General features: G+C 40.5%; 18 protein-coding genes. 5 read left to right on the forward strand and 13 right to left on the reverse strand.

Annotation, left to right across the window (positions count from 1 at the left end):
• Positions 1–150: 150 nt before the first annotated feature.
• The 11 genes from rluF to CWC18_RS17900 form a co-directional block, all read right to left on the reverse strand.
• Positions 151–1,119 carry a 23S rRNA pseudouridine(2604) synthase RluF gene (gene rluF / locus CWC18_RS17850; RefSeq protein ID WP_138592871.1) on the reverse strand — a complete coding sequence of 323 codons (969 nt, stop codon included), beginning with the start codon at positions 1,117–1,119 and terminating at the stop codon, positions 151–153.
• A gap of 56 nt (positions 1,120–1,175) precedes the next feature.
• On the reverse strand, positions 1,176–2,261 hold the full coding sequence (locus CWC18_RS17855) for an ABC transporter substrate-binding protein (RefSeq protein WP_138592870.1): 1,086 nt from the start codon (positions 2,259–2,261) through the stop codon (positions 1,176–1,178).
• A complete protein-coding gene (locus tag CWC18_RS17860; RefSeq protein ID WP_138592869.1) occupies positions 2,254–3,357 on the reverse strand; it encodes a DUF418 domain-containing protein in 1,104 nt (367 codons plus the stop codon). Before CWC18_RS17860 ends, CWC18_RS17855 begins: the two co-directional genes overlap by 8 nt.
• Complete coding sequence (locus CWC18_RS17865) at positions 3,357–4,574, reverse strand: EAL and HDOD domain-containing protein (protein ID WP_138592868.1); 1,218 nt, start codon at positions 4,572–4,574, stop codon at positions 3,357–3,359. The genes CWC18_RS17860 and CWC18_RS17865 overlap by 1 nt, the downstream gene beginning before the upstream one ends.
• Before the next feature lie 200 nt (positions 4,575–4,774).
• Entirely contained in the window at positions 4,775–6,316 is a 1,542-nt protein-coding gene (locus CWC18_RS17870) for a glycogen synthase (RefSeq protein WP_138592867.1), read from the reverse strand.
• An 11-nt stretch (positions 6,317–6,327) separates the two neighbouring features.
• On the reverse strand, positions 6,328–7,626 hold the full coding sequence (glgC, locus tag CWC18_RS17875; RefSeq protein ID WP_138592866.1) for a glucose-1-phosphate adenylyltransferase: 1,299 nt from the start codon (positions 7,624–7,626) through the stop codon (positions 6,328–6,330).
• Between the two features lie 32 nt (positions 7,627–7,658).
• A complete protein-coding gene (locus CWC18_RS17880; RefSeq protein WP_138592865.1) occupies positions 7,659–10,142 on the reverse strand; it encodes a glycogen/starch/alpha-glucan phosphorylase in 2,484 nt (827 codons plus the stop codon).
• The gene (gene glgX, locus CWC18_RS17885) at positions 10,135–12,186 is read right to left on the reverse strand and encodes a glycogen debranching protein GlgX (protein ID WP_138592864.1); all 2,052 of its coding nucleotides are present in this window, start codon (positions 12,184–12,186) and stop codon (positions 10,135–10,137) included. Before glgX ends, CWC18_RS17880 begins: the two co-directional genes overlap by 8 nt.
• Before the next feature lie 5 nt (positions 12,187–12,191).
• The gene (gene glgB, locus CWC18_RS17890) at positions 12,192–14,420 is read right to left on the reverse strand and encodes a 1,4-alpha-glucan branching protein GlgB (RefSeq protein WP_138675819.1); all 2,229 of its coding nucleotides are present in this window, start codon (positions 14,418–14,420) and stop codon (positions 12,192–12,194) included.
• The gene (gene malQ, locus CWC18_RS17895) at positions 14,413–16,401 is read right to left on the reverse strand and encodes a 4-alpha-glucanotransferase (RefSeq protein WP_138592862.1); all 1,989 of its coding nucleotides are present in this window, start codon (positions 16,399–16,401) and stop codon (positions 14,413–14,415) included. Before malQ ends, glgB begins: the two co-directional genes overlap by 8 nt.
• 6 nt (positions 16,402–16,407) lie before the next feature.
• Positions 16,408–16,713, reverse strand: coding sequence for an isoamylase early set domain-containing protein (locus CWC18_RS17900; RefSeq protein ID WP_138592861.1), 306 nt, complete (start codon positions 16,711–16,713; stop codon positions 16,408–16,410).
• A gap of 467 nt (positions 16,714–17,180) precedes the next feature.
• On the opposite strand from CWC18_RS17900, the gene CWC18_RS17905 reads away from it, so the two are divergent.
• Entirely contained in the window at positions 17,181–19,100 is a 1,920-nt protein-coding gene (locus CWC18_RS17905; protein WP_138592860.1) for a putative bifunctional diguanylate cyclase/phosphodiesterase, read from the forward strand.
• Positions 19,101–19,108: 8 nt separating this feature from the next.
• On the opposite strand, the gene CWC18_RS17910 is transcribed toward CWC18_RS17905, so the two are convergent.
• A complete protein-coding gene (locus CWC18_RS17910; protein WP_138592859.1) occupies positions 19,109–19,537 on the reverse strand; it encodes an Lrp/AsnC family transcriptional regulator in 429 nt (142 codons plus the stop codon).
• Positions 19,538–19,769: 232 nt separating this feature from the next.
• Between CWC18_RS17910 and CWC18_RS17915 the strand changes: the two genes are divergently transcribed.
• From CWC18_RS17915 to CWC18_RS17930, 4 genes are all read left to right on the forward strand, one after another.
• Positions 19,770–20,975, forward strand: a complete 1,206-nt coding sequence (locus tag CWC18_RS17915) for an aspartate aminotransferase family protein (protein WP_138592858.1) — start codon at positions 19,770–19,772, stop codon at positions 20,973–20,975.
• A gap of 38 nt (positions 20,976–21,013) precedes the next feature.
• Positions 21,014–22,033 carry an arginine N-succinyltransferase gene (gene astA / locus CWC18_RS17920; protein WP_138675820.1) on the forward strand — a complete coding sequence of 340 codons (1,020 nt, stop codon included), beginning with the start codon at positions 21,014–21,016 and terminating at the stop codon, positions 22,031–22,033.
• Positions 22,034–22,103: 70 nt separating this feature from the next.
• Positions 22,104–22,907, forward strand: a complete 804-nt coding sequence (locus tag CWC18_RS17925) for a DUF1338 domain-containing protein (protein WP_138592856.1) — start codon at positions 22,104–22,106, stop codon at positions 22,905–22,907.
• Between the two features lie 571 nt (positions 22,908–23,478).
• Positions 23,479–24,798, forward strand: coding sequence for a DUF2252 family protein (locus CWC18_RS17930; protein WP_138675821.1), 1,320 nt, complete (start codon positions 23,479–23,481; stop codon positions 24,796–24,798).
• On the opposite strand, the gene CWC18_RS17935 is transcribed toward CWC18_RS17930, so the two are convergent.
• The gene (locus CWC18_RS17935; RefSeq protein WP_249930152.1) at positions 24,763–25,710 is read right to left on the reverse strand and encodes a ribonuclease Z; all 948 of its coding nucleotides are present in this window, start codon (positions 25,708–25,710) and stop codon (positions 24,763–24,765) included. The genes CWC18_RS17930 and CWC18_RS17935 overlap by 36 nt on opposite strands.
• Between the last annotated feature and the right edge of the window lie 3 nt (positions 25,711–25,713).

Raw genomic sequence — 25,713 nt, forward strand, 5'->3', positions numbered from 1 at the left:
CAGAGCTGAGGTTAACTAGGCAATAAGTCACATAGACAGTCAACAGACCTAACCATAGCAACATGATATAAGGGTTACGCCAATTTAACAGTCAGAAGAGTCGACTCTTCTGACTAACTGCGCAATTTATTTTTTTGCCAAATAACTTTATTACTTCTTCAAAGATAACGTACCACCTTTTCGGCGTGTAGGCTTACTATTAGCTGATGGCTTACTATTTCTGTGACTCTTTTGGGCTGGTTTATCTGTTTTAAAACGCCCTTTTGACCTATCACCATTTTTCTGTTGTTTATGCTTTTTAGTGAATTCAGGTTTATCTCGCTGCTTAGGTTTTTCCGCAGAACTCTGTAACTCTGCTTTTAGGCTTCTTTCTGGCCTCTTATTTGGATCGAGCGAACCTTCTTCTGTTTTTGCCGACGACGCAATTGAGCTGTTAATTTCATGCATCTCCCTTTCGCTTAAATGGCGCCATTGACCTGACCGCAACCCGTCTAATTTTACATTCATGATGCGAACACGCTTTAAAGTCACCACCTCGTAACCTAAGTACTCGCACATTCGACGGATCTGTCGATTTAAGCCTTGCGTTAAGACAATAGTAAACTCTCTATCACCTGTTTTTTTAACATGACACTTTTTCGTAACCGTATCAAGGATCGGGATACCACCCGCCATACGCTCAATGAAACGACTGTTGATGGGCCTATCAACCGACACAACGTACTCTTTTTCATGATTATTACCGGCTCGCAAAATTTTGTTAACGATATCACCTTCATTGGTTAAAAATATTAAGCCTTCTGAGGGTCGGTCTAATCGGCCTATTGGAAAAATTCTTTCGGGGTAATTGATAGCATTGACAATATTACTTCTGATTTTTCGCTCAGTCGTACATGTTATACCTACTGGCTTGTTATATGCAATGTATACGCGCTTTGGTTTTTCTTTTAAAGACTTGCCATCTACAGTAATGACATCTAAATGACTGACTTTTAATCCCATTTCAGGTTGAGCGTTATTAACCCTAACTCTGCCTGACTCTATGAGTTTGTCGGCTTCTCTACGAGAGCAAAATCCCGTTTCGCTTATATATTTATTTAGGCGGGTTAATTGTGTCACTTTTTACTCTTAACGACAGAAAAAAACGTATTTTAAACTAACCGATACTAAATTTCCTATTTTTCTGCACTTCGCTGTAACTGTGATAAATTAAATCCATAATCAACTTTGTCTGTACCAATTAGACTCATTGCTTTGTAGTCAATAAGAGACCAATCGGGGGAATATACTATCCAACGGTAATCATCCAAATTTTGTCGGCTTATGACGCCAAGCTTAAAGGTTAAAGATGAATTTTCAAGCCAAAATGGGTGTTTGTGAAAGTGGTCACTTAGGGTGACAAGCGCCCATCCTCCCATCATAAAGTGGCCGCCAATTGTCGCGCTCATCCCACCATTATCAACAAGATCTATCGCATCCCCTAGCCAATCAAACCCGCCAATTGCTACTGAATGCTCCAATTTAGATGCTTTTACTCCTGTTAAAGCACCCATTGCCATTAAATCAGATGCTGTCCATATTAAATTGGTATTTGGATAACGAGATAACAGCTTTTTTGTTTTGTCATACGCTTGCTCTTTTGACCAACTGGCATGTACTTGTTGATGTACTGTAATTTTTTGCTTAGCAAAAAAATCATTTGCGCCTTGGCTTCTCACATCAGATTCAGATCCATAGTGACCGTTTATTATCAATGCCGTAATATCACCTTTTGCTAAGCCTGTATCATTAACCAAAGCTTCAGCCAAGCGCCAACCTGCATCGTAGTTATCATGATAAACTTCACCAAGCCACGTCTTATAGCGACCTTTCGGCATACCTATAGAGCTTCTTTCTGGCCCTGTAATTGTTTGTTCTAACGTTATAAAGTTAATTCCATATTTGTTTAACAGGTCAAGGGTGGCCTCAGCACCACCTGGGTAGTTCATTAAAATAACGTAATCTGGTGTCGCACGATAGCTTAAATATTTCTTTAACTCAGCCAGTTGAATATGCCTATTCCCTTCCCCATAAATTGTGTCGATTTTTATATTTAACTGGTAAGCCGTTTGCTCCGTAATAGTTTGTACTTTTTGCCAAAAGGGTTCACCAGACACTGATGGATTAACAAACAACACAGAAAAACTACTTTTTGCTTTTGCTCCCATCGCCACGGTTACTAACAAAAAAATCAATAAAACTCGTCCAATTACCTTAAACATAGTGCCTCTCTTGCTTCATAGCACATAATTTTCGAAGCATATACTCAAGTGGGCCTTGACTAAAAAATCGAAAATATATCGGGGCAAATACAAGCTGGAGCAAAATCAACAACACAGCAACAGCTAAGTATTCCACTCGTGTGTATTGCTCATACGCATTTGGTGCTAACCAGTAAAAGTAACTAACGGCTAATAATGACTGTGAAATATAGCAAGTCAAAGCTAGCCGACCTACACCTTGCAGCCACGTGAATGTAACCCCTTTCAGCCTCAATCTAACTACACCATGCACCATCAATAAGGCACAAAAAAATGCATTCACCCAAATGACGCCATCTAGTAATACAGATAATGTGTATATATTAATGACTTTTAGATACATAGTTACAATCGATAATAGTAAGACAATTAACAAGGCCAGAGGCATTAGTTTTTTTGGTAAACCAACGTCAAATACCCCAGTTTTGAAACAGTATATTCCAGCGAGCATTATACCAAGGCTATACCACAGCGTAATCAAAGGCGTAACTAACAGCATTATTGAATAGAACACGCCATTATGAATAAAATGGCCAAGTGCATCTTGGGGTAAATCATCAATCACCTTATAATATGCCTCACTGCCTCTAATCACAGGCTCAGCAATATCAATTGAACCGAGTAACAGCATCATGGTAATACCACTCACCCCAAACGCTACACTATGTAACATCAATTTACGGTCACTTGCCTCAAGGTACTTCACGGCCAAGTAACCTGCTAGCCCATAAGTCACCAATATATCTCCGGGCCAAAGTAAATAGCCATGAAGCAGACCAAATACCACTATCCAAAACAAACGCGTTTTGACTTTTTCTATGTCTTTGTATTTTTCAATTTGAATGTATAAAGCAGCACCAAACAATAAGCAAAATAAACTTCTAAAGCGTCCATCAAACAACAGTACATTCATCCAATCGATTACAGAGTCTGATAAGGGAACATTGGCTAAGTTTATATAACCGGTCTCAAAAATTGCAAAATAATATATATTGAGAGATAAAAGCCCTAATACAGCAATACCTCGTAAAACATCTAAATTTGTATTTCTTTGCATTAACCAACTCTATCTTTATACATATCTGCCCAACTTATTGCGGAGGCATGGAATTCTGGTAAACAATCGTCTTCCATGTTGATCAATGTACATGCTTCTTGTAGTTGCCACCAACTACCAGACTCATACGCTCTTACAACATTCAGTATATAATACAGTGAATTAGGCTCACCAATCAAAGCCTCTTTTAGAGGTTCAGGAAAAGGTAATCGCGTTACTACTTGGTTCATTGGCTTATCTAAAATAGCGTCTAATAAAGAAAAAAGCCCCGTTAAAAAGCTCATTCCCGCTATATTCGGGCTGAGCTTTTTAGCAATTAACTCACAAAATCTTGACCGAACAATACTGAGCCTTGTCAATTCTGTAGGCTTACCTTCTGCAATATGAGCCGTCATAATTAACCCAACGAACTTTTTTGTTCGCTCGTTACCCAAATAAACCAACGCTTGCTTTAATGACTCTATTTTGTTTTTTATTGGAAAAACGCCAGAGTTTAGTAACCGCAACAGCTTATAAGCAAGCGCCGTATCTTGTGCAAACAACTCTGCCACCCTTGACATATTCATATGCGGCTTAAGTACCTCCGCGTAAATTAACATAGCGACTGCATAATTACTTTCAATGTCTCTTTGTTCAATCACTCTAGGTTTGGCAAAAAAATAACCTTGGAAAAAGTGAAACCCCATACTTTTTGCTTGTATAAACTCTTCTTCAGTTTCTACTTTTTCTGCTAATAATTTCATATTTTTTCGTTGCTTAAAATTATCAACAAGCTCTTCTATCGACGACAAAGGGTTTTGCATAATATCAAATTTAACTAGTCTAACGAGCTTCAGAAATGGCTCCCACTCTTTAGTATACTCAAAATCATCTAGGGCGAGTCTATAGTTGTTGTGGAATAACCCTCTGACGTATTCATAATTTTCAACTGTAGGCTCTATGGTTTCTAATAGCTCTAAAATAACATCATCAGCGGGTAAGAACAGAGCTAATTCCTTTGTTAAAGAATCAGGCCCTATATTGATAAGTGCCTTTTTTCCTGACGTTAGATACCGCGTACCAAGGTTTAATTGATTGTCCATGATAAGCTTTGCGGTTGCAGCATCATCGCTTACATTAGGGAAGCTATTGCTTGTCCCATCGCGAAACAGCAACTCATATGCCACAACTTGTTTCTTTCTATTAAAAATAGCTTGCCTAGCTACAAATACATTCAAATGGTGGCTCCTTGCTGCACACTACCTAGGAGATAGCACTTTGGTCTGTAATTTTAATATTATTTTAACTATAAATGATTAAAATTCATATAGAACAAAGAGATTACTCAACATAATTGCACCATAAAGTAAATATAGCAGTACAAATACAAAAAGCAGGCTAATCGCCTGCTTTTTGTATATTTGCTGAATTTCAGTCCTTAAGGTGTATATAAGCTATTGATGTAACTCAATGCTACATTATCCCATTCAAACCTTTTTGCTTGCGCACCGTCACGTATTTGGTCATAGCGCTCACTATCATTATCGTATAAATCTAATGCTTGAGTGAACATGTTCAGCAGCTGCGTTTTTTGTTGGTGCAAATCTTCTCCCGAAAACACAAAACCACTTTCGAAGTGCGCAACGGTATCTCTGAGGCCGCCAACCTGATGCACCAAACAAGGCTGCCCTGAGCGCATAGCTAACATCTGACTTATACCGCATGGCTCAAAAGAACTTGGCATCAAAAACAAGTCCCCAATATCATACAACATATCGCCCAGAGACTGCCCATATCCATTTAAAAACAGCAAATTGTCGTTACGCGCCATGGCTTGCGTAAACACATCTTCTAAGTGCGCATCGCCCGAACCAAGTACAATCAAACGCCCAGAACTTCGTGCTGTAATTTTTGCTAGATCATCGAGGACAATCCCTGCGTCGGTTGTTTGGCGTAATAGCAATGCTTTTTGATCGGTTAATCGTCCAACACTGGTGATAAGAGGTCCAGAAGAAGGAATCGTCAACCACATTTTAACCCGTTGATGTGCGATATAATGGCTAGATTTCAATTGCTGTGTTCTAGCCATCCAAACAAATAATGTCTGTTCACTCGTATTCAAAAATTCAGTTACGTCAGGTTTGGGAAGGCTCTGTTTTTGAGGGTATTCACAGCCATTCAAAATGCCAATGAGCTTGCCATACCGATTGGCTATCTGCATATCATGTTCTAACCCTTCCCCCCCGAAGAAACCTCTGTCGGGTTCACTACTTTGCAGTACTTCTTCAGAATAATTTGGAGATACAACATGGACTTTATCGCATAACGCGATAGCACTGCGCATTGGGTTAAAACAATGTGGATATTGGTGGTCGCATAGCACTTGACCGTCGTAGCTGAGTGTAGGAAACCAGGCCTCTAAACTAGAGTCATCATAATTAAACGGCCTGATCCCTTGCAAAGCTAGGTTGTGCACCGTGTAGACCGTCTTCAACATTTTAAGTTTAACAAAGCGCGGGCTATACTCTTTTAGTACAGCAACACATGCGGCATGCCAATCATGTAAATGTAATACATCTAAGTGGCCAAATAGCCCATGCTCAATTGCTTCGCTCACTGCTGCACTGAAAAATGCAAACTTCGTCGCGTCAGTTGCAAATGGCCTCTGCCCATCATCATTACAGTAAACAGCCCCACCATGTTCACTAAACAAAGAATGCGAAATCACCAACTGGATAACACCGTCAGCTTGCTTCACTTCCCATAATGTCGCAGTTTCTAGGTGCTGTCGAAATGGCACGGCAATATCACAGACAAAATTACGATTCAATTCTGGCTGACCATAGTCGGGAACCACCACAAGTGTCTCAACTTGATGCTTTGCCAAGGCATATGGGATGTCACGAATAACATCCGCAACCCCCCCAACTTTACAATTTGGCAGACGGTCATTTTCCGCTGCCACCATTAATACCCGCATAATTTGCCTTACTACGCTGTTTTAAGCTTATCAGCTTCTTGTTCTTTGCGCTGATTATATGCTAAGAGCATTTCACGCGTCACCAATACAATCCCTTTTTTCGATACCCTAAAACCATTTTTACGGTCTTCTTCAGCATTAAAACCAATGACCAACCCTTCCGGTAAATGACATCCGCGATCCACTATTGCATTACGAATCTTACAATGCCTTTCTACAATAGCCCCAGGTAGTAACACCGCTCCTTCGATTTCACAAAAAGAGTGTACGTGGACATTAGAAAACAAAAGTGAACGACGTACAACTGACCCTGAGATAATACATCCTCCTGAAACAGTTGAATCAACGGCCATCCCTCGCCGCTCTTCATCGTCAAAAATGAATTTAGCAGGAGGGAGCTGCTCTTGATATGTCCATATCGGCCAGGTAGGGTCATACAAATCTAATTGTGGTTCTGGAGATACTAGCTCCATGTTCGCTTCCCAAAATGAATCAATTGTACCAACGTCACGCCAGTATGGCTGCCCTTCATGACTGGGATCTCTAAACGGAAAAGCAAAAACATTATGTTCTTCAATAATCGCAGGAATAATATCATGACCAAAATCACGACCTGACCCTTCACGTTCAGCATCTTGTTTTAACTGCTCAAATAAAAACTCAGTATTGAAAACATAATTACCCATAGACGCTAAACAAATGCCCTCTTTGCCGGGGATAGAAGACGGCTCAGCTGGCTTTTCATCAAAGCGCCTAACACGTTTATCTTTATCCACGGTCATAACCCCAAACGTATTGGCAGCTTCTTCGCATTCCACTTCAATACAACATACCGTCATATCTGCACCCGTTTCAACATGTTTAGCGAGCAAGGCACCATAGTCCATTCGATAAACATGATCTCCTGATAAGATCATGACATATTTAGGTAATTCATGACGGATTATATCCATATTTTGAAATACAGCATCTGCAGTGCCACAGTACCAATCATCACCGTATCGTTGAGATGCCGGTAAAATTTCCACTGATTCACCTAGCTCTTTTTTGAAATGACCCCATGCTCTATTAACATGACGGATCAAAGAGTGCGATTTATACTGAGTTGCAATACCAACACGACGGATCCCTGAATTGATACAATTCGACAACGGAAAGTCTATTATTCGGTGTTTACCGCCAAAGTAAACCGCCGGTTTCGCACGCCAGTTAGTTAATTCGTGTAACCGTGAACCTCGGCCTCCAGCCAAAATAAGGGCGTATGTTTCTCTTGTTAAGCTACTGATGTAGCGATTTGCGTAACTAGGCATTCATCTTCTCCATATATCCTTGTTTTGCTGGGCTATTGCATTGGCTCAAGTCGCCAAATTTCATTACTATATTGCGAAATCGTACGATCACTGGAAAAAGTTCCACTGGCCGCAGTGTTTAATATGCTGATGCGAGTCCATGTTTTTTCATCTTGGTAAGTTTGCGATGCGAGATTTTGAGCATCGATATAGCTCGCAAAGTCATAAACAACCAACCATGGATCGGTAGGACTTTTAATCGCATTAATGACATCGTCAAAAATATGAGGTTCAAATAGATTGAAGTGCCCACTTTCCAGCAGAGCCATCACACGCTGTAAGCGTTCATCTTTGGTGATAATAGAAACTGGGTCATATGTGCTGCGGATTTGATCTGTTTGCTCTGCTTGTGCACCGAACAAGAAAAAATTATCCGCACCTACTTGTTCTCTAATTTCAATATTAGCGCCATCTAAAGTACCAATAGTTATTGCGCCATTCATCATAAACTTCATGTTACCTGTCCCTGACGCTTCTTTACCAGCAGTCGATATTTGCTCTGATAAATCAGTCGCGGCACAAATGGTTTCCATCGCTGTGACGTTATAATTAGGTAAAAAGGCAACTCTCAATAATGACGCTGCGCGTTTATCTTGATTGATGACATCAGCCACATTGTTTATAAGCTTAATGACTTTTTTTGCCATGTAATAACCTGGGGCGGCCTTTCCGCCAATCAGGACACATCGGGGAGTCATACCTTGTATATCTCCAGCACAGATTCGATCATAGAGGTGAATTACATGCAATATATTAAGGAGTTGGCGCTTATACTCATGAATACGCTTTACTTGTACGTCAAACATCATCGTAGGATCAAACTCAACCCCACATCTGGACTTGACCAAGGTGGTTAGTTGTACTTTGTTTTCTAATTTAACTTTTCGCCATTTCTTATGAAACGAAGAGTCATCATAATAACGTCTAATTTTTTCTATTTGAGCAAAGTCTGCCACCCATTTATTACCTATCTTTTCAGATATTATTGCACTTAATTTAGGGTTACAGTGTGCTAACCAACGTCGGGGCGTCACGCCATTTGTTTTATTATTAAACTTTTCAGGCCATAATTGATTAAAAGTTTTAAACAAACCCGCTTTAAGTAATTGAGTATGGAGGGCTGCGACTCCATTGACGGAATAGCTGCCAACAATAGCCAAGTAAGCCATTCTCACCTGAGGTACATGCCCCTCTTCAATTAGAGACAACTCTCTCTGTTTATCAACATCCCCAGGCCATTGCAGTGCGACCTCCGCTAAGAAGCGAGCATTTATCTCGTAAATAATCTCTAATAATCTAGGCAATAATTTACTAAATAGCGGCACAGACCAACGCTCTAATGCTTCTGGTAGTAAAGTATGGTTGGTATACGCCATAGTACTGGTCGTTATCGACCAAGCTCTGTCCCACTCCACCTCATATTTGTCAACTAACAACCTCATCAATTCTGCAACTGCAATACTTGGGTGCGTGTCATTGAGTTGAAAGACGTGGTAATCAGCAAAGTCTGAAAACTCTTCCCCGTATTGGTTCACCCACTTATTTAGCACATCTTGTAAACTGGCACTCGATAAAAAATACTGTTGACGTAACCTGAGTTCTTTACCATTTTCACTGCTGTCGTTTGGATACAGCACCATAGTGATTTGTTCAGCCATGTTCTTTCGTGCCACAGCTTCTGAGTAACTACCTGCATTGAATTCATTTAAGTCAAATTCATCGGTTGCTTCCGACTTCCAAAGCCTTAACGTATTCACCACACCATTTTTATAGCCAGGAATTGGAACATCGTACGGCACAGCCAGAACATCTTGAGAATCAACCCAGCATCTTATGTCTTTACCTTGCTTGTCTTTATAACTCTCTACACGTCCGAAAAACTTAATTCTACAAGCTTGGTCTGGTGCACTTAATTCCCACGGATGCCCTTCTCGTAACCAGTTATCTGGCTGCTCAATTTGATGCCCTTTTTCAATACTCTGATTAAACATGCCATATTCATACCTGATCCCATAGCCAACCACGGGTAACGCAAGGCTCGCACAACTATCCAAGAAACAGGCAGCTAACCGACCTAATCCACCATTACCAAGTCCCGCATCATGTTCAGCCTCAGCAACAACTTCTAACTCACTACAATACTGCTTTAATGCTTGTGCGGTTGAGGCTTGTAAATCCAGATTAAGAACCGCATTGCCTAATGCTCGACCCATTAAGAACTCGAGTGATAAATAGGCCGCTTTTCGAGTTTTTTTCGACGTCAAATGTAAATTGGTTGCCCTACATCGTGCAACCATTCTATCTTTAATCGTCAGAGCCAACGCATGATATAAATACAATTGAGATTCACCAACACGATCACGCCCCAATGTGTAATAAAAATGACGTGTTAAGTCATCGTTTAGCGTACTCTCATCAAGCTTTGGCGCATCTTCCCAATGTTTTACGACGCATACATTTGTGCTTTTATTAGCCATGTATGTTTCCCTCTTTTAGCGATGTAAATACCCAACTAGATTGGGCTGAGATTGTGCATATAGGATTTGCACTGTCATATTTGGCGCAATCACAACTACTTAATGCAAGTTGCCAATGTTCTGAAAATGGCGCACAAGGTAATGTGGCTTCTAAGTTCACATCGTGCGCATTAAAAATAATCAATAGTGCTTGCTTAAGTTGCTGGTCTTGAATCGAATACAATAGCCATTTACGACCCTCACTGTGCCAATCAGACTCGCTCATAAGTTGACCGTTTTCATCGAGCCAACAAACTGAAAAACGGCTGTCATCTGAGTGAACATAAAACCCGTGCTGAAATACACTAAATGTCTTACGCAGTGTCAACAACTCTTGAATAAAATAGGAAAGGGGGTGATCTTGCTGCGAAGGTTTCCAAGCTAACCAGTTTGTCCGATTATCTTGACAATAAGCATTATTGTTACCGCCTTGAGAATGACTAAACTCAGTGCCAGCTGCGATCATTGGCACTCCTTTTGACAACAACAGGGTTACTAGCGCGTTCTTTTGCATCTTCAAACGCAAATTTACTATGCCTATATCCGTCGAGAACCCTTCCTTGCCACAATTAAACGAATAATTTTCATCATGGCCGTCACGGTTAACTTCACCGTTTGCTAAGTTATGCTTATTTTCGTAACTTACCCAGTCAGCTAATGTGTAGCCATCATGACTGGTTATAAAATTAATGGAGTTCAACGGTCCTCGTTGGTTATGTTCAAAAATATCGTTTGATCCATGAACACGCTTTGCAAGTTCAGGAAGTACCCCTTCATCTTGTCGCCAAAAACGTCGGACTGTATCTCGGTATTTATCGTTCCATTCACGCCATGGTGATAAAAACGCGCCTAATTGATAACCACCAGGGCCTATGTCCCATGGCTCTGCAATAAGCTTGGCCTTATTTAAAACTGGATCTTGTAATATCGCGATAATAAAAGCGTGATGTGCATTAAAACCGTAACTTGTGCGCGCTAAAATCGTCGCCAAATCAAACCTAAACCCGTCAACCCCCATCACTTCAACCCAATAGCGTAAACTATCTAAAACAAGCTGTAATGTTTTTGGATCGTCAATGTTCAGCGTATTACCACAGCCGGTATCATTAATATAAACATTGGGTTCTTCCGGTAAGTGTCTATAGTAACCGCTATTATTTAACCCTTTAAGTGATAAAGTTGGGCCATCAATGCCAGCTTCAGCTGTATGGTTAAACACCACATCTAATATCACTTCAACTCCCACCTCATGAAGCGTGGCCATCATACGCTGAAATTCACTTACATCATTGTCAACTAGATATGGTTTATGCGGAGTGAAAAAGTTTAGCGTATTGTATCCCCAATAGTTTCTCAAACCTTTGGTGGTAAGAAACTGCTCACTGACAAACGCGTGAACAGGCAATAATTCAAGCGTCGTGATACCCAACTTTTTAATATGTGAAATAAAAGCGGGATCAGCAAGACCTAAAAATTTACCTCTAAACTCTGGATTAACATCTGGGTGCTTATAAGTCGCGCCTTTGACATGGCATTCATAAATGACCGTTTTTGACCAAGGGTGATTCGGTCTTTTCTCTGTGTATTTAGCTAAACCCGTCACCTTGGATTTAGGCATGTCAATTGCGTTGTCTAACTTACTGATGGTACCAACAGGCATATGGCAAAAGTGACGCTCACTCCACGTAAATTCTCCAAAGAAATCTCTGCCATATGGATCCATCAATAGCTTATTGATATTAAATAGGCGACCAGACTGAGGGTCATAATCTCCTTCAACTCGATACCCGTAGAGTGCCCCCTCTTTTAAAGGTTCAACTAATACACTCCAAGTCCCACCTTCATGTAAAAACATATCGATCATTGCAATCTGAGAGTGACCACTCGCATCAAAAAGACACAAATACACTTGAGTTGCATTCGGTGAAAAAACAGCAAAATTGACACCGGTATCTTTTTTAGTACTCCCTAATTGCGTATGGCAACCACGACATGAATTAAGCATGTTAATTAACCCGTGATCCGTTTCAAATATAGCGTTGTTAATGGGGGAATAGTCAAAACAATGCTATTTTCAAACCCATGAGAAGATATTGCAGCAGACTCTATCAACTGCTGCTTACCCGCTACCGCCGTGACACCGGAGCCATATAATGCTTTATCATCCGTATTGAGAATTACCTCATAAACACCAGTCTGCGGCACACCTATTTTATATTGATGAAACACTTGTGCAGTAAAGTGGCTTATTACAATCAGTAAATCTTCTTTTGACTTACCATAACGAGCAAAACTAAATATACTTTGCTCGGCATTATCGCCATCTATCCACTGAAACCCTGCTGGTGAATTATCACATTCATATAACGCACCTTCACCCTGATATATCCTGTTAAGCTGCTTTACTGTGCGTTGAATACCAAGATGCGCTGGGGAGTCTAACAACTGCCAATCTAACCCTTCATTGTGATCCCACTCAGAACGAGGCGCTAATTCACTCCCCATAAATAAGAGCTTTTTACCTGGATGCGCATACATAAAGCCATAGTAAGCACGTAGTGTCGCAAATTGTTGCCAGTCATCTCCTGGCATTTTACTTAATAACGCACCTTTACCGTGCACCACTTCATCGTGACTTAATGGTAAAATGTAGTTCTCCGAGTACGCATATGCCATTGAAAAGGTCATTTCGTGATGATGATAGCGCCTATGGATCGGGTCCCGACTTATGTAACTTAAACTGTCGTTCATCCAACCCATATTCCACTTAAAGCCAAAGCCCAAACCTTGATGCTCTACGCTTTGTGTAACACCTGGCCACGCTGTCGACTCTTCGGCTACCATCATAATGTTATTATCTTGACCATAACAACGTCGATTGACATCCTGTAAACAGGCGATAGCACCTAAGTTTTCTCTTCCACCATATTGGTTGGCTATCCACTCTCCGTCATTGCGGCTATAATCTAGGTAAAGCATAGATGCAACAGCATCAACTCGTAATCCATCAAGCTGAAATTCATTAAGCCAATACATAGCGTTTGCTAGCAGGAAACTCTTTACTTCCGGACGATCATAATTATAAATATACGTATTCCAATCAGGATGAAAGCCTTGCCTCATGTCTGCGTGTTCAAACAAATGGGTACCGTCAAATTTATGCAGTCCATGCGGATCCGAAGGAAAGTGCCCCGGAACCCAATCAATTAACAGCCCGAGATTAGCGTCCTCACACTTTTCAACAAAATAGACAAAGTCTTCATAGCTGCCAAACCGACTCGTTGGCGAAAACAAACCAACAGGTTGATAACCCCATGAGCCATCAAATGGGTATTCACTAATTGGCATCAGCTGTAAATGTGTAAAGCCTAATTCTTTTACATACTGCACTAAGTCATCAGCTAATTCGCGATACGTTAAAAACCGATTTTCTTCATCTGCTCTGCGCTTCCAAGAACCGAGCTGCACTTCATAAATACAGATAGGCGCATCTATTTTATTTCGTCTACTTCGACTTTTTAACTGTTTCGATGTTGGTTTTTTGCGAGATACCAGTGGCTGTAACACTGAAGCAGTACCTGGGGCTTGTTGCATCTTAAATGCAAATGGATCGGATCTATCACTAACGTTGCCATAGCTGTCTACCACAGAGTATTTATAAGTTTGCTGTGCTTCTAGCTCTGGTATAAATATCTCCCACACCCCACTGGCTAGGTGTTTTCTCATGAAATGTTCGCTTCGCTGCCAACAGTTAAACTCTCCAATTACCGACACACTCTTCGCATTTGGAGCCCATACGGCAAAACGCACACCTTTAGCGCCTTCATGTTCAATAAAGTGTGCACCTAAATGTTGATAAGCACGTTCTAATGTTCCTTCATTAAACAAATACAACGCCTCTTCACTAATACTTGAAGAGAATTGATAAACATCTTGCTGAATACGCGTATGATTTGCATAAGTAACTTTCAACTTGTTCACCATTGGCAACTCTTGTTCAGTTACCTGCAATAAAAACAAATCACTATTTAAATACTTTTTAAACAAAAACTTTGCTGGTTTACTCGCCAATTCAACAGACTTTGCATCTGGTAAATAGACACGTACCTCATAATTACTTTCATCAACTTTATGTAAACCTAAAAAGGAAAATGGATCACTAAACGTTCCTACCTGAAGCGCATTAAGCTGCTCTGAATAGTCATATATCTTATTTTTAGGTGTTAAAATGCTATTCATAACTTGTCCTAAGTTGAGTTAGTTTTTTAATAAAATCAGTATTTCCTGAGAAAATTTCCGGCACCGTTCGATTTAAACGCCTTCGCCAATTTGGATACTCTCTATCTGTTCCTGGAATATTAACAGGCAATATTTGCTGATCGAGATCATCTAGCTGAATACACAACAAATGTGCAGGAGACAGAGCTAAAACACATAGCATTGCTCGATATACTGATTGAGCATCGCTATTTATATCAAAGCCACATTGTTGGTGCTCTTCGAGCCAACTAATTAACAGTTGTTTTTGTATCTTTCTATTGCTAATTTCGTCATCAAAAGTTGTTGATGATAGTAAGTTATACTGGAATTTAAGTTGTATATCGTCTGACCCCCACCAGCCTGCAAAAGGCGGTACGTCATGATTTGCAATCATTAATATCGTGTCTTTTCGAAGGTTATTACTTTTTACAAAACGCCCATGTTCATCTTTTTCAAAATAAAAAAGAATATTACCGAGTAACGATGATTCTTTCATTGCACTGACAACTTCTGGGGGTACAACCCCTAAGTCTTCACCAATAACAATACTTTTTGACAAGTTTGACTCTATTCTAAGCACTGCCAATAAATGTGCGAACGGGTAGTAGACATAACACCCGCTCTTCTCACTCTCAAGCGGCAAACACCACCACAACCTTCTAAGCGCCATTACGTGGTCAATTCGTAAGCCACCAACACTATTGAGGTTACTTTTGACTAAAGACTTAAAAAACTCAAACTTATCATGCCTGATCTTAACCGGATCTAAGGCGGGTAAGCCCCAGTCTTGGCCATTTTGAGCCCAAGGGTCTGGCGGTGCCCCAACTTGTGCACCGGTTGCATACAACGCACTATTTCGTGTGTATTCAAGACCATCTTTGGCACACCCTACTGCTAAGTCATTTATTAGGCCAATTGCCATGTTGCTGTCTTTCGCCACTTGTTGGCAAGACTCAAGTTGCACAGCAGCTAGCCACTGGCAAAACAGTGAAAAATCATCATTAGCTAGCACTTTGAGTACCGCTTTGTTATTCGCCTTGAAGTTGCAAAAAGCTCGTTTTTCAGTATCTATAGCGTCGTCTAGAAATACACGATATGACAATGACAGTAGTGCATATTTTGACTCACTAACCACCGTGTAATCGATGTAGGGCTGGCGTTTATGTGCTTCTAAATCCGTAAAAGCTTGCTGTAAAGCGATAGTGAATTCTGTCTTATTTTGAACCCACCGACAATTATCCACCGCAATATAGAGCGGATTGATCAATCCTCGATGATTCGGGCTATAGGGGCTTGCCCTGTCAGGCTCATCATTAAATAACAAATGCAGCGGGTTTAATAAAACAAAATCACACCCCGCTTTTGCTGAGCAAACAATTAATTCTTCAAGATCACTAAAATCGCCGATACCTAAATTACGTGCACTTTTTATCGTGTATAACTGTGTAGACACCCCAATGTGTTTGTGTGGTTGCGCTCGATAACACTGCTTTGGTGTTGACCAAATCTGCGTCTCAAATTTGCCGAGTGGTAAAGTAATTTCAGCGTCATGGTAGCCAATTGGCATGGATGGCAAAGGTACTTGAATTTCGAGATAATTGGTGCCCATATACCGATACTCCCCGCTCACCTCACACAAGGATGTATCAAAGCGATAATCGATATCTAAACTTGGAATAGACAATAACCCGGTAAAAATACGACGGTGTTCTGGTACTTTTATTGCGAGTGTACCAGATAGCTCATCAACCATACTTACCGGCTCAACAACTGACTGCCACTGAGCAATATCCAGCTGGTATATTTTTTCTTCGATTCGCCTTTCATCGTGTGTATCTATACCACATGCCCGCAATGCTTGCTCTCGGGTTTGGTGATCAAACACAACATGTTCACCGGTATATTTTACGTAATCATAACCAACGCCATGTAAATAAAGTAACTGTTGTAATCCTTCCATTGACCGTTACATCGCTATTTTTTGCGTATTTACTACACTATTTTGGGTACCGAAGCTATTGGTCACATAGTCGTCAGCTTTGTGATCGTTATCCCACTGCTCCCCGTCAATGAGATACCTAAAGTGAAATTGCTTATCTGTTGGCAAACGATGTTTACTCTTAAAAGCCCGTTCTTTTTTGTTGAATTTCATCGTAACGGGTTCCCAACCAGTAAACTCCGCCACTAACTCAACTTTTTTTGCTTGAGGGTGAGAGAATTCGAAAGTGACTTCGGCTTCGTCTTTTGTTTTAAAAAAACGTTTTGTTAACATAGCAGGCTCCAAATAGATAAGTTTGGGTAATTACATCCTTGCCACTGCGCCGTGCCTTCAACTACTCAACAATCGGAAACGGTGGGCGATATTACACATTACAACAAAACAATATTTATGCTTTATGACAGTGCAAAATTTCGACATTTGCACCAATTAAGTGCTACAGCATGCCGTCTTAGTCTAAATTTAAGTGATGCATACTTGAAGTAGCAAATCATAGACCAAATTGTGAGAGTGAATAAAAAGTAGGTGAGAATACTTCTCATGTAAAGTGAATTTATCTAAAGATTGACTACACTCATAGAATTGATTATTCCTACAACAATAATACATTTAGAGGAGAAACATTATTTGATATAAAGAAAAAAAGGGTGTAAAAGATTATAAACCTTATGGCTTAGAGATGTATAATGTGTTGTGCATTCAAAGTGTGCGTTTATTTAAGATTCCGGATTTAGCCAGCTATGAGCAAAACATTAAAAATATTAAGCTTCTTTACCATAAGCACGTTATTATTTGGCTATGTTGTAAACATACTTTTCTCAAAAACTTGCGTTGATGCTCATCATGGCTTCAACAATATTTCAGTTATCGAAATAACCACAGGCGCAAGTGAAAAAATTGCAACACCTTGGTATCAATCTTTTATATTTGGGCAAAAGTTTTTTCAACATCAAAATATAACTTATGTACTCTTGCATAAGCATGGGGAAAATTTAGTCCTAGCTAAAAACTCTGATCTGATTGCTGCAACATTTTTATCACCTACAGCATTAATTACATTAACAACATTATTACTGACTATCGTGTTCGTATTTAGAGTAGAAAGCAAGAAACATAAAAAGAATAAAGCATTGCATGCGGTCCATCAAGATATAGACAATCTGCTTAACTTACTCGATATCAAAACACAAACGCTGCACCACGGTGGCCCGCTCGCGCAAATAAGTCATGCTGTGCATGCTATTACAGATAATGTAAATAAAATTAAACTACAAACAGGCAGTCATATTTATCAAGATAAATTAACACAGCTGATCGATCGCCATGCATATTTAGAACATTTAGATATTCAACTAACACAAGCCGAAAAGAAAAATCAGCATTGTGGTTTACTGTTCATTGATTTGGATGGTTTCAAACAAGTTAATGATTCTTTTGGTCACAGCTTTGGTGATGAAATTTTAATTCAAGTCGCCAATCGGTTGAGTAGTATTGTTAAGAAATTCGAGATTCAAGATATACATCCTATTCATGGCCTCGAACAAAACTTATCTCGATTGGGTGGAGACGAATTTTCAATATTCATTCCTAAGATTGATAACGCAAGCTTTTGTACTCAAGTCGCACAATCAATTCTCAATGAAATTGAAAGAGACTTTATACTTGGCAACAAAATTGTAAAAATTGGCGCTAGTATTGGAATAGCCATTTATCCAGAAAGCGCATCCCATCCTCACGCACTGTTACAAATGGCAGATGTGGCAATGTATCGTGCAAAAACAGATGGTCGTGGTATTTTCAAGGTCTACTCGCCTGAAATGGGCAGCAAAATTAGGCGTTATCATTATTTACTCGAAGAGCTTAGGTTGGCAATAGCATCACAAAACTTTCATTTATCCTTTCAGCCAATTGTTCATGTGGAAGATTGTGCCATTGACTATTTTGAAGCACTCATCCGTTGGCATCACCCAATCGAAGGGCTAATATCCCCCACTGAATTCATTCCTATTGCCGAAGAATCTAATTTGATCTTAGAACTCGGAGATTGGATTTTGCTAGAGTCTTGTCGACAAATGTCTGCATGGCACAATGCAGGAATGAAAAAAGTTAAAATCTCAGTAAACGTATCTGGAATACAATTAAAGCATAGGCCTGTTGCCCAATGGGTCACAGACACGTTAGAGAAAACGGGTTTGCCTGCTAGCTCGCTTATGCTAGAAATCACAGAGTCAACATTTATCACAGCAAGTGATAAAATCATCGAAGAGCTAGAGGCGTGTCGTCGTGCCGGTGTAACTATCGCGATTGATGACTTTGGCACAGGGTTTAGCTCACTTAGTACGCTTGCTGATTTACCTATTGACGTAATTAAAATAGATAAGCTCTTTATTACCCAAGCCAGTCAAAATGCCAAATATCATAAAATTCTCAATTCGATTAGTGAGCTTGGTACTCAATTGGAGCTAAAAATTGTCGCTGAAGGTGTTGAACAAGCGGAACAATTTGAGCTTGTAAAAAGCATGGGCATTCGCTGTGTTCAAGGTTACCTTGTCAGTCGCCCAGAAACATCACACAACGTTGGAACTAAGGTGCTCAAAGGCAACGTCAACCACGTCGCGTCGACAGGAACGAGCATATGGCTACCAGAAGGGAAGAAGTAATCAACGTACTAGCGTTTAAATTTGGTTTCCAATATAACAGCTGAATTTGTTCTTTCTACCCCATCTAAATTGCCTACATCATCAAGAATATGATTAAGCTGCTCTAGGCTTTGTGCTTCAACTATTGCAATCATGTCGTACTCGCCGCTAATCGCATACAGAGCACTGATCTGATCAATATGCTTTAATGCTATCGTTGTTTGCGTCGTTAGCTTTTGCCTTACTTTAATTGATACATGAGCAGACACTAACCCTTCTATGTAAGCTGAACCAAATTCAACACTATAGCCGGTGATCACACCTGATTGCTCTAGTTTAAGCAGTCTGCTTTGTACTGTAGAACGAGAAACATCTAACCCTCTCGCCAAGTCAGAAATACTCGATCTTGCATTAGTTCGTAACAATGCGATTAGCTTCTCATCGTGCTTATTTATCATTTTGATTATAAACCTCATCAATTTGACTTTTATTTTAACCATTTTGTGAAAAATTGCACTGCAAATTTACTTAAACCCAAGTAATAATGCATAGATTGAAAGAGCATTTATCTGTTTGCCAACAACGCTGTAACAACCAATATATTCAGAATATTTATTGAACATATTGTTTTTAAGCTATTTATCATGAACATCGGCAAACTAAAGTTAAAGAAAAATAGAGGAAGTCGTCATGCAAACTAACCGTGAATTATTCGATCACGTTATGGTCCCAAATTACAATCCATCAGAAGTCATCCCTGTAAAAGGTAAAGGGTCTCGTGTTTGGGACCAAAAAGGTGACGAGTACATCGACTTCGCAGGCGGGATCGCCGTAAATTGTTTAGGCCATTGTCACCCCGCACTTGTCAATGCACTAAAAGATCAAGGTGAAAAAATCTGGCACCTATCAAATGTCATGACCAATGAACCTGCATTGCGCCTAGCAAAGAAAATGACCGACGCCACCTTTGCTGACAAAGTGTATTTTGCCAACTCCGGTGCTGAAGCCAATGAAGCAGCATTAAAACTTGCTCGTCGTTTTGCATTAGACAAACATTCAGAAGACAAGACACAAATCATTGCCTTCAATAAAGGCTTTCATGGTCGTACTTTCTTCACAGTTACAGTAGGCGGACAAGCTGCATATTCAGATGGATTTGGCCCAAAGCCTGCCGACATAGCGCATTGTGACTACAACGACCTTGCCGCTTTTGAAGCACTCATATCTGATAATACTTGTGCCGTTATGATGGAACCATTACAAGGTGAGGGTGGGATCATCTGTCCTGATCTGGAGTTTGTAAAAGCCGTAAGAGCTTTGTGTGATAAACATCATGCTTTACTTATTTTTGATGAAGTACAAACAGGCGTTGGCCGTACCGGTGACCTATATGCTTATCAGGGCCTTGGCGTGACACCTGATATTCTCACTACTGCTAAAGCACTAGGCGGCGGATTTCCAATTGGCGCGATGATCACCACAACAGACATTGCACAACATTTAAAGATTGGGACGCATGGTTCAACATATGGTGGTAATCCACTAGCATGTGCTGTCGCTGAAGCTGCCTTTGATACAGTTAATACACCAGAAGTACTTGATAACGTGAAGCGTAAAGAACAACTTTTCCGAGATGGCCTTCAGGCAATTAATGACAAGTTTAACGTTTTCAGTGAAGTCCGTGGAAAGGGTTTATTGCTCGGTGCTGTTCTGAATAATGATTACACAGGGCGTGCACGTGACTTTCTCGTGGCAAGTACTAACAATGGTCTAATGGCACTTGTTGCAGGGACAAATGTCGTGCGCTTTACGCCATCTCTGGTTATCTCCGATGAAGATATTAAAGCAGGCCTAGCTCGATTTGAACTAGCTGTTGCTGACGTTGTTAACGGTTAACGCTATTAAGGGCGCTGTGGCGCCCTTTAGGTTGCATTATGCATATACTTAGACCAATAAAAAACTCTGATTTTGACGCATTGCGTCAGATTGCCGCAGAATCAGGCCATGGCTTTACGTCATTACCGGTTAATGATGATATCTTACGCGAAAAGATCCAGCGTTCAGAGCACAGCTTTGCTAAATCACTCTGCTCACCACAAGATGAAGGGTACCTCTTTGTTTTAGAGGATAGTGCCACAGGAGACATCATGGGCACTACCGCTATTGAAGCTGCGGTTGGTATGACGGTGCCGTTATATCATTATCACTTGGGTAAAACGGTCCATCATTCTCCGACATTAAAAGTGTACAATACTGTAGACATTCTCTCTATGTGTAATGACTACACAGGATCTAGTGAGATATGTACTTTATTTTTACGTGAGCCTTATAGAAAAGGCCTTGCGGGACGGTTTTTGAGTCGTTCTCGATTTACCTTTATGGCAGATCATAGCACCCGCTTCAGCGATACGGTTATCGCTGAAATGCGAGGAGTAAGTGATGAACAAGGCCACTCTCCTTTTTGGCAATGGCTACAAGAGCACTTTTTTAGTATTGAGTTTCCTCAAGCAGACCATATGGTTGGTTTGGGTGACAAGGTGTTCATCAGTGAGCTAATGCCCAAATATCCCATTTACGCCAATTTACTTAGTAAAAAAGCGCAGGACGTCATAGGCCAAGTACACGAAAAAACTAAACCTGCTTTACGCCTGCTTGAAAAAGAAGGGTTTGAGCATCGTGGTTATGTTGATTTATTTGATGCAGGCCCGACAGTTGAAGCAAAACTCACTAATATACAAACAGTTCAAGCCTCTCATATTGCGACGGTCAATATTTGCCAAGTAGAGCAGGCTCAGAGCTTTGCAATTTCAAATCAACAACTGCAAAATTATAGAGCCACATTTACTGATCACGTCTGCTATCACTCACATGAAAATGTCATTGATATTAGCAAAGATGTCGCTGCAGCGCTAAACGTAAGTAACGGCGATAACGTTCGAATATTTAGATTATAACCTTGTTGCGTCGCGCTTAAGAACACACCAAGTTTAACGCGGTATATCCCGCAAATTATAGGACTCAATTATGCACAACACTGTCGATAACCTATTCCAAGCACTTTGGGACAACTATTTAGAAGTGACGCCATCAGCGGTAAAAGTTCACGAGCTTCTAGGTTCAACCCAACAAAATGATGTCATTAACGACCACATCGCTTTACGAACTTTTAATCACGAGAAAATAGGGTTAGAAAAGCTCGCAGCCCATTTCTTAGCAGTGGGATATAAAGAGTGTGGCGAATACCACTTTGAAGCTAAAAAACTCTATGCAAAACACTATGAGCACACAGATCCAACTAAACCAAAGGTCTTCATCTCTGAATTATTGGTAGAAAAATGCTCACAAGCATTGCAGTCAGTTGTTAATTCAATGATTGATGAAATTGACGAAGCAGCGATCACTGCCGATAACTTTTTATATTCAGGTACACATTGGCAAGTAAGTCACGATACGTATCAAGCATTGCTGGCTGAGAGCGAGTATGCAGCATGGATGGCAGCATGGGGCTACAGAGCGAACCACTTTACTGTCAGTATTAATTATTTGAGCAATTTCACTAAAATTACCGACGTTAATCAAAATTTAAAAGATGCAGGCTTTGAATTGAACAGTGCTGGGGGCGAGGTGAAAGGCTCTCCTGAAGTACTCTTGGAACAGTCGTCTACACTGGCTGATCATCATTCGGTGCTTTTCAGCGACGGAGAATTCAAGATCCCAAGTTGTTTTTATGAATTTGCGCTGCGTTACGCCAAACCAGATGGTGAGCTATATACAGGGTTTGTAGCAGCATCCGCTGACAAAATATTTGAAAGTACCAACGCGCGTTAAGTTATTATTCTGCGTTATTAATTTAGCCTATTTAAGAGCAAACTTAAGTTTTGCCCTTAAATAGGCCGTATAATCACAGCCTTACCCATAGAATTTACCGTAATATCCCAGCGGTGCACTTTCTCGTTATTAAGCTCGTTATTAAATTACCAAACTATGACCCTATAAAAGCCCCCATGTGCAGCATTGGCCCAACTATCGTGAAACAAACGGTGTGTGAATTCGAATTACACGCGTAATATTACTGTCATCTTAGATATGTAGCGTAAAGCAACTGTTTGCAATTTATACCTTTGTAAATTTTAAGATAAAATAAAACGTGTCGGCTTATAAAAGCTGCAATTTACTCATCACTCTATTAGCGCAACTTGTTTCATCGCTAATGACGCATTTATCTCGCTAAATGAACACGACTTTTGAAAGTGAGTAATAGGGTTTGTGATAATTAAAGTATAAGCCTGTGTCACGATAGAGCATTCTTTATCAACCCTTAGTTAATACAACCGTATAAAGAAGTGCGCATTTCTATGCTAAAACTGACTCACTGACACTGTTAGTTAAAGGATATATCATGATCAGAAAAAACATAATTCGAAGTGTATTAGAGTCCACAGATGGGGTTTCTCTTGAACAAGGGTTAGCCAAACATAAAAAAATGGCCAGTAGCCCATTTCTGTTTTTTCGTGGCAGTGCCGCGCTAATGTATCACGACTTAAGCAATGAATTAATAGATATACCTAAAGCCCTATATTCGCTGCCCCTTTCCAATATTGTTGGTGACTGCCATACAGGCAACTTTGGTTTTATTAGTGAAGAAGGCGCTCATGGTGACACTCTCATTTTTGCCCCAAATGACTTTGATGATGCGTGTATCGGCAACGTGGCCTGGGACTTATTTAGATTTACTGTCAGTCTTTATTTGAGCCAAGTTCACTGCAAAAATTTACAACAAGTAAGTGACGACCTCAAATTTAGACAAAAACCACTCGCGACGGAACAACAAACTGATTTTGCGGCGCATGCTTTTTTAACTCAATACCTCCAAGCGTGCGATTTATCCGTCAAAGGAGAGCTTAATAATCAATCTGCACTCACCGAGTTTGATAAAGAACATATTCTTCATAAACGGTGGCAAAAAGGACTACAACGTATGGCTGGAGGTGCCGCTTTCCTAACCAGTAGCACACTCGCTAAAGAATTAGAGTTAAGTAGCAGCCCGATTAGATTTAAAGTAAATCCACAAAGGTTTGAATTACTTAATGAAGAACAAAAAACAGATCTGATCGCACAATTCTCTCCGTATGTTGACGATACGATATTAGATTGTGTAGAGAGGCTCAATGCAGGTACCGGCTCTAACAACATGCGTCGCTATTATTTACTTGTCGGCCCAAAGGTCACTGACGCACAAACACTCGCTCTCAATTTGTGCCACATAGTCGAAGTAAAGCAACAACGCGCTGCGGCGCCGCTCAAAGAGTTCTCATCCCTAAGCTCTGTCAATCAGCTCAACCCAGCGCATCTTACTGTAAACTGTCAAAGAAAAATGCAACGTCGGCCCGATTTGGTATTAGACGATGCGCTTTGGCAAAAATCACACTGGCTTATTCGCTCTCGTCATCATGCAAGAGTAGGTCTTGATCCAGAAGATTTCTGTTTAGGAAAGCGTGCCGTACATAAAAATGGATTTGAACAGTTTGCTCATAGCTGCGGATTTACACTTGCATTAGCACATATGCGAGGCGACCGGCGCTCAACCATTTTCCAACAGAAAGTTGTTGAGATATTACCGAGCCACATCGACACATTAATTGTAACCGCTAAACACTACGCTAAACAAATGGAGGCAGACCAATCACTCCTCGCACAAGTGCTTAACAACCACGTGTGAACCAAAGTCCTCAGCTAACAACAGATGGCCACTGTACCAGTGAGTGGCCTCCTGTTTTAACTCCTTCAATTTACCATCACCGTGATAACGAACACTGAAATGAAAAAGTATCAATTGCGGCACCTGATTTTGTTGGGCAAATTTCGCCACTCTTTTGGCATCAGAGTGCCCAGCGTGTGCACCTACCTTGAGTAGATCTGACTCGGTAAAGGTCGCTTCATGTATCAATACACCTACGTCAGCAATATAGGGTTTTAACAGTTCTGGTCGTTCGTTATCACCACACACAATCACCGTTCTTGCTTGCCAGCTATCGTAGGTAAAGTGCTCAGCGAGTAAGCGCTGACCTTTATAATTCACATCTCTACCTTTTTGCAGCTGATTATAATGCTGCCCTGATTCGACGCCTTGCGCTCGTAACTTGTCTATATGTAGCTTTTTTGGGATACAGCGCTCCGTAATCTTAAAAGCATAACTCGCAACCCTATGTTGTAACTCTATAATATCAATGTCACAGTGGGCCATGTGCAATTGTTGTTCAGTATTCTCTATCGCGTAGCAATACAAATTAAAATTCAAGCTTAAATCCGTCAACGACATCGTACTATGAACAAACTCAATTACCTTCTTAGGGGCTATCAAATTAACAGGCTCTCGTCGCCCCGACATAGACATCGACGCCAATAACCCAGGCAATCCGTAACAATGGTCGCCATGTATATGTGTGATGCAAATAATCCCCAAATGGTAAGCAGCATGATCACTTTTTAAAATCTGGTGTTGAGTGGCTTCACCACAATCCACCAGCAACCATTCTTTGGTCTTTTCAAAGCTAAGAGCGGTCCCAGACACGTTCCTTAATTGGCTTGGAGATCCGGATGAAGTGCCTAAAAACTGTATTTTCATCGTCATAAT

This window comes from Pseudoalteromonas aurantia (assembly GCF_005886875.1).
Lineage (GTDB): Bacteria > Pseudomonadota > Gammaproteobacteria > Enterobacterales > Alteromonadaceae > Pseudoalteromonas > Pseudoalteromonas aurantia_A.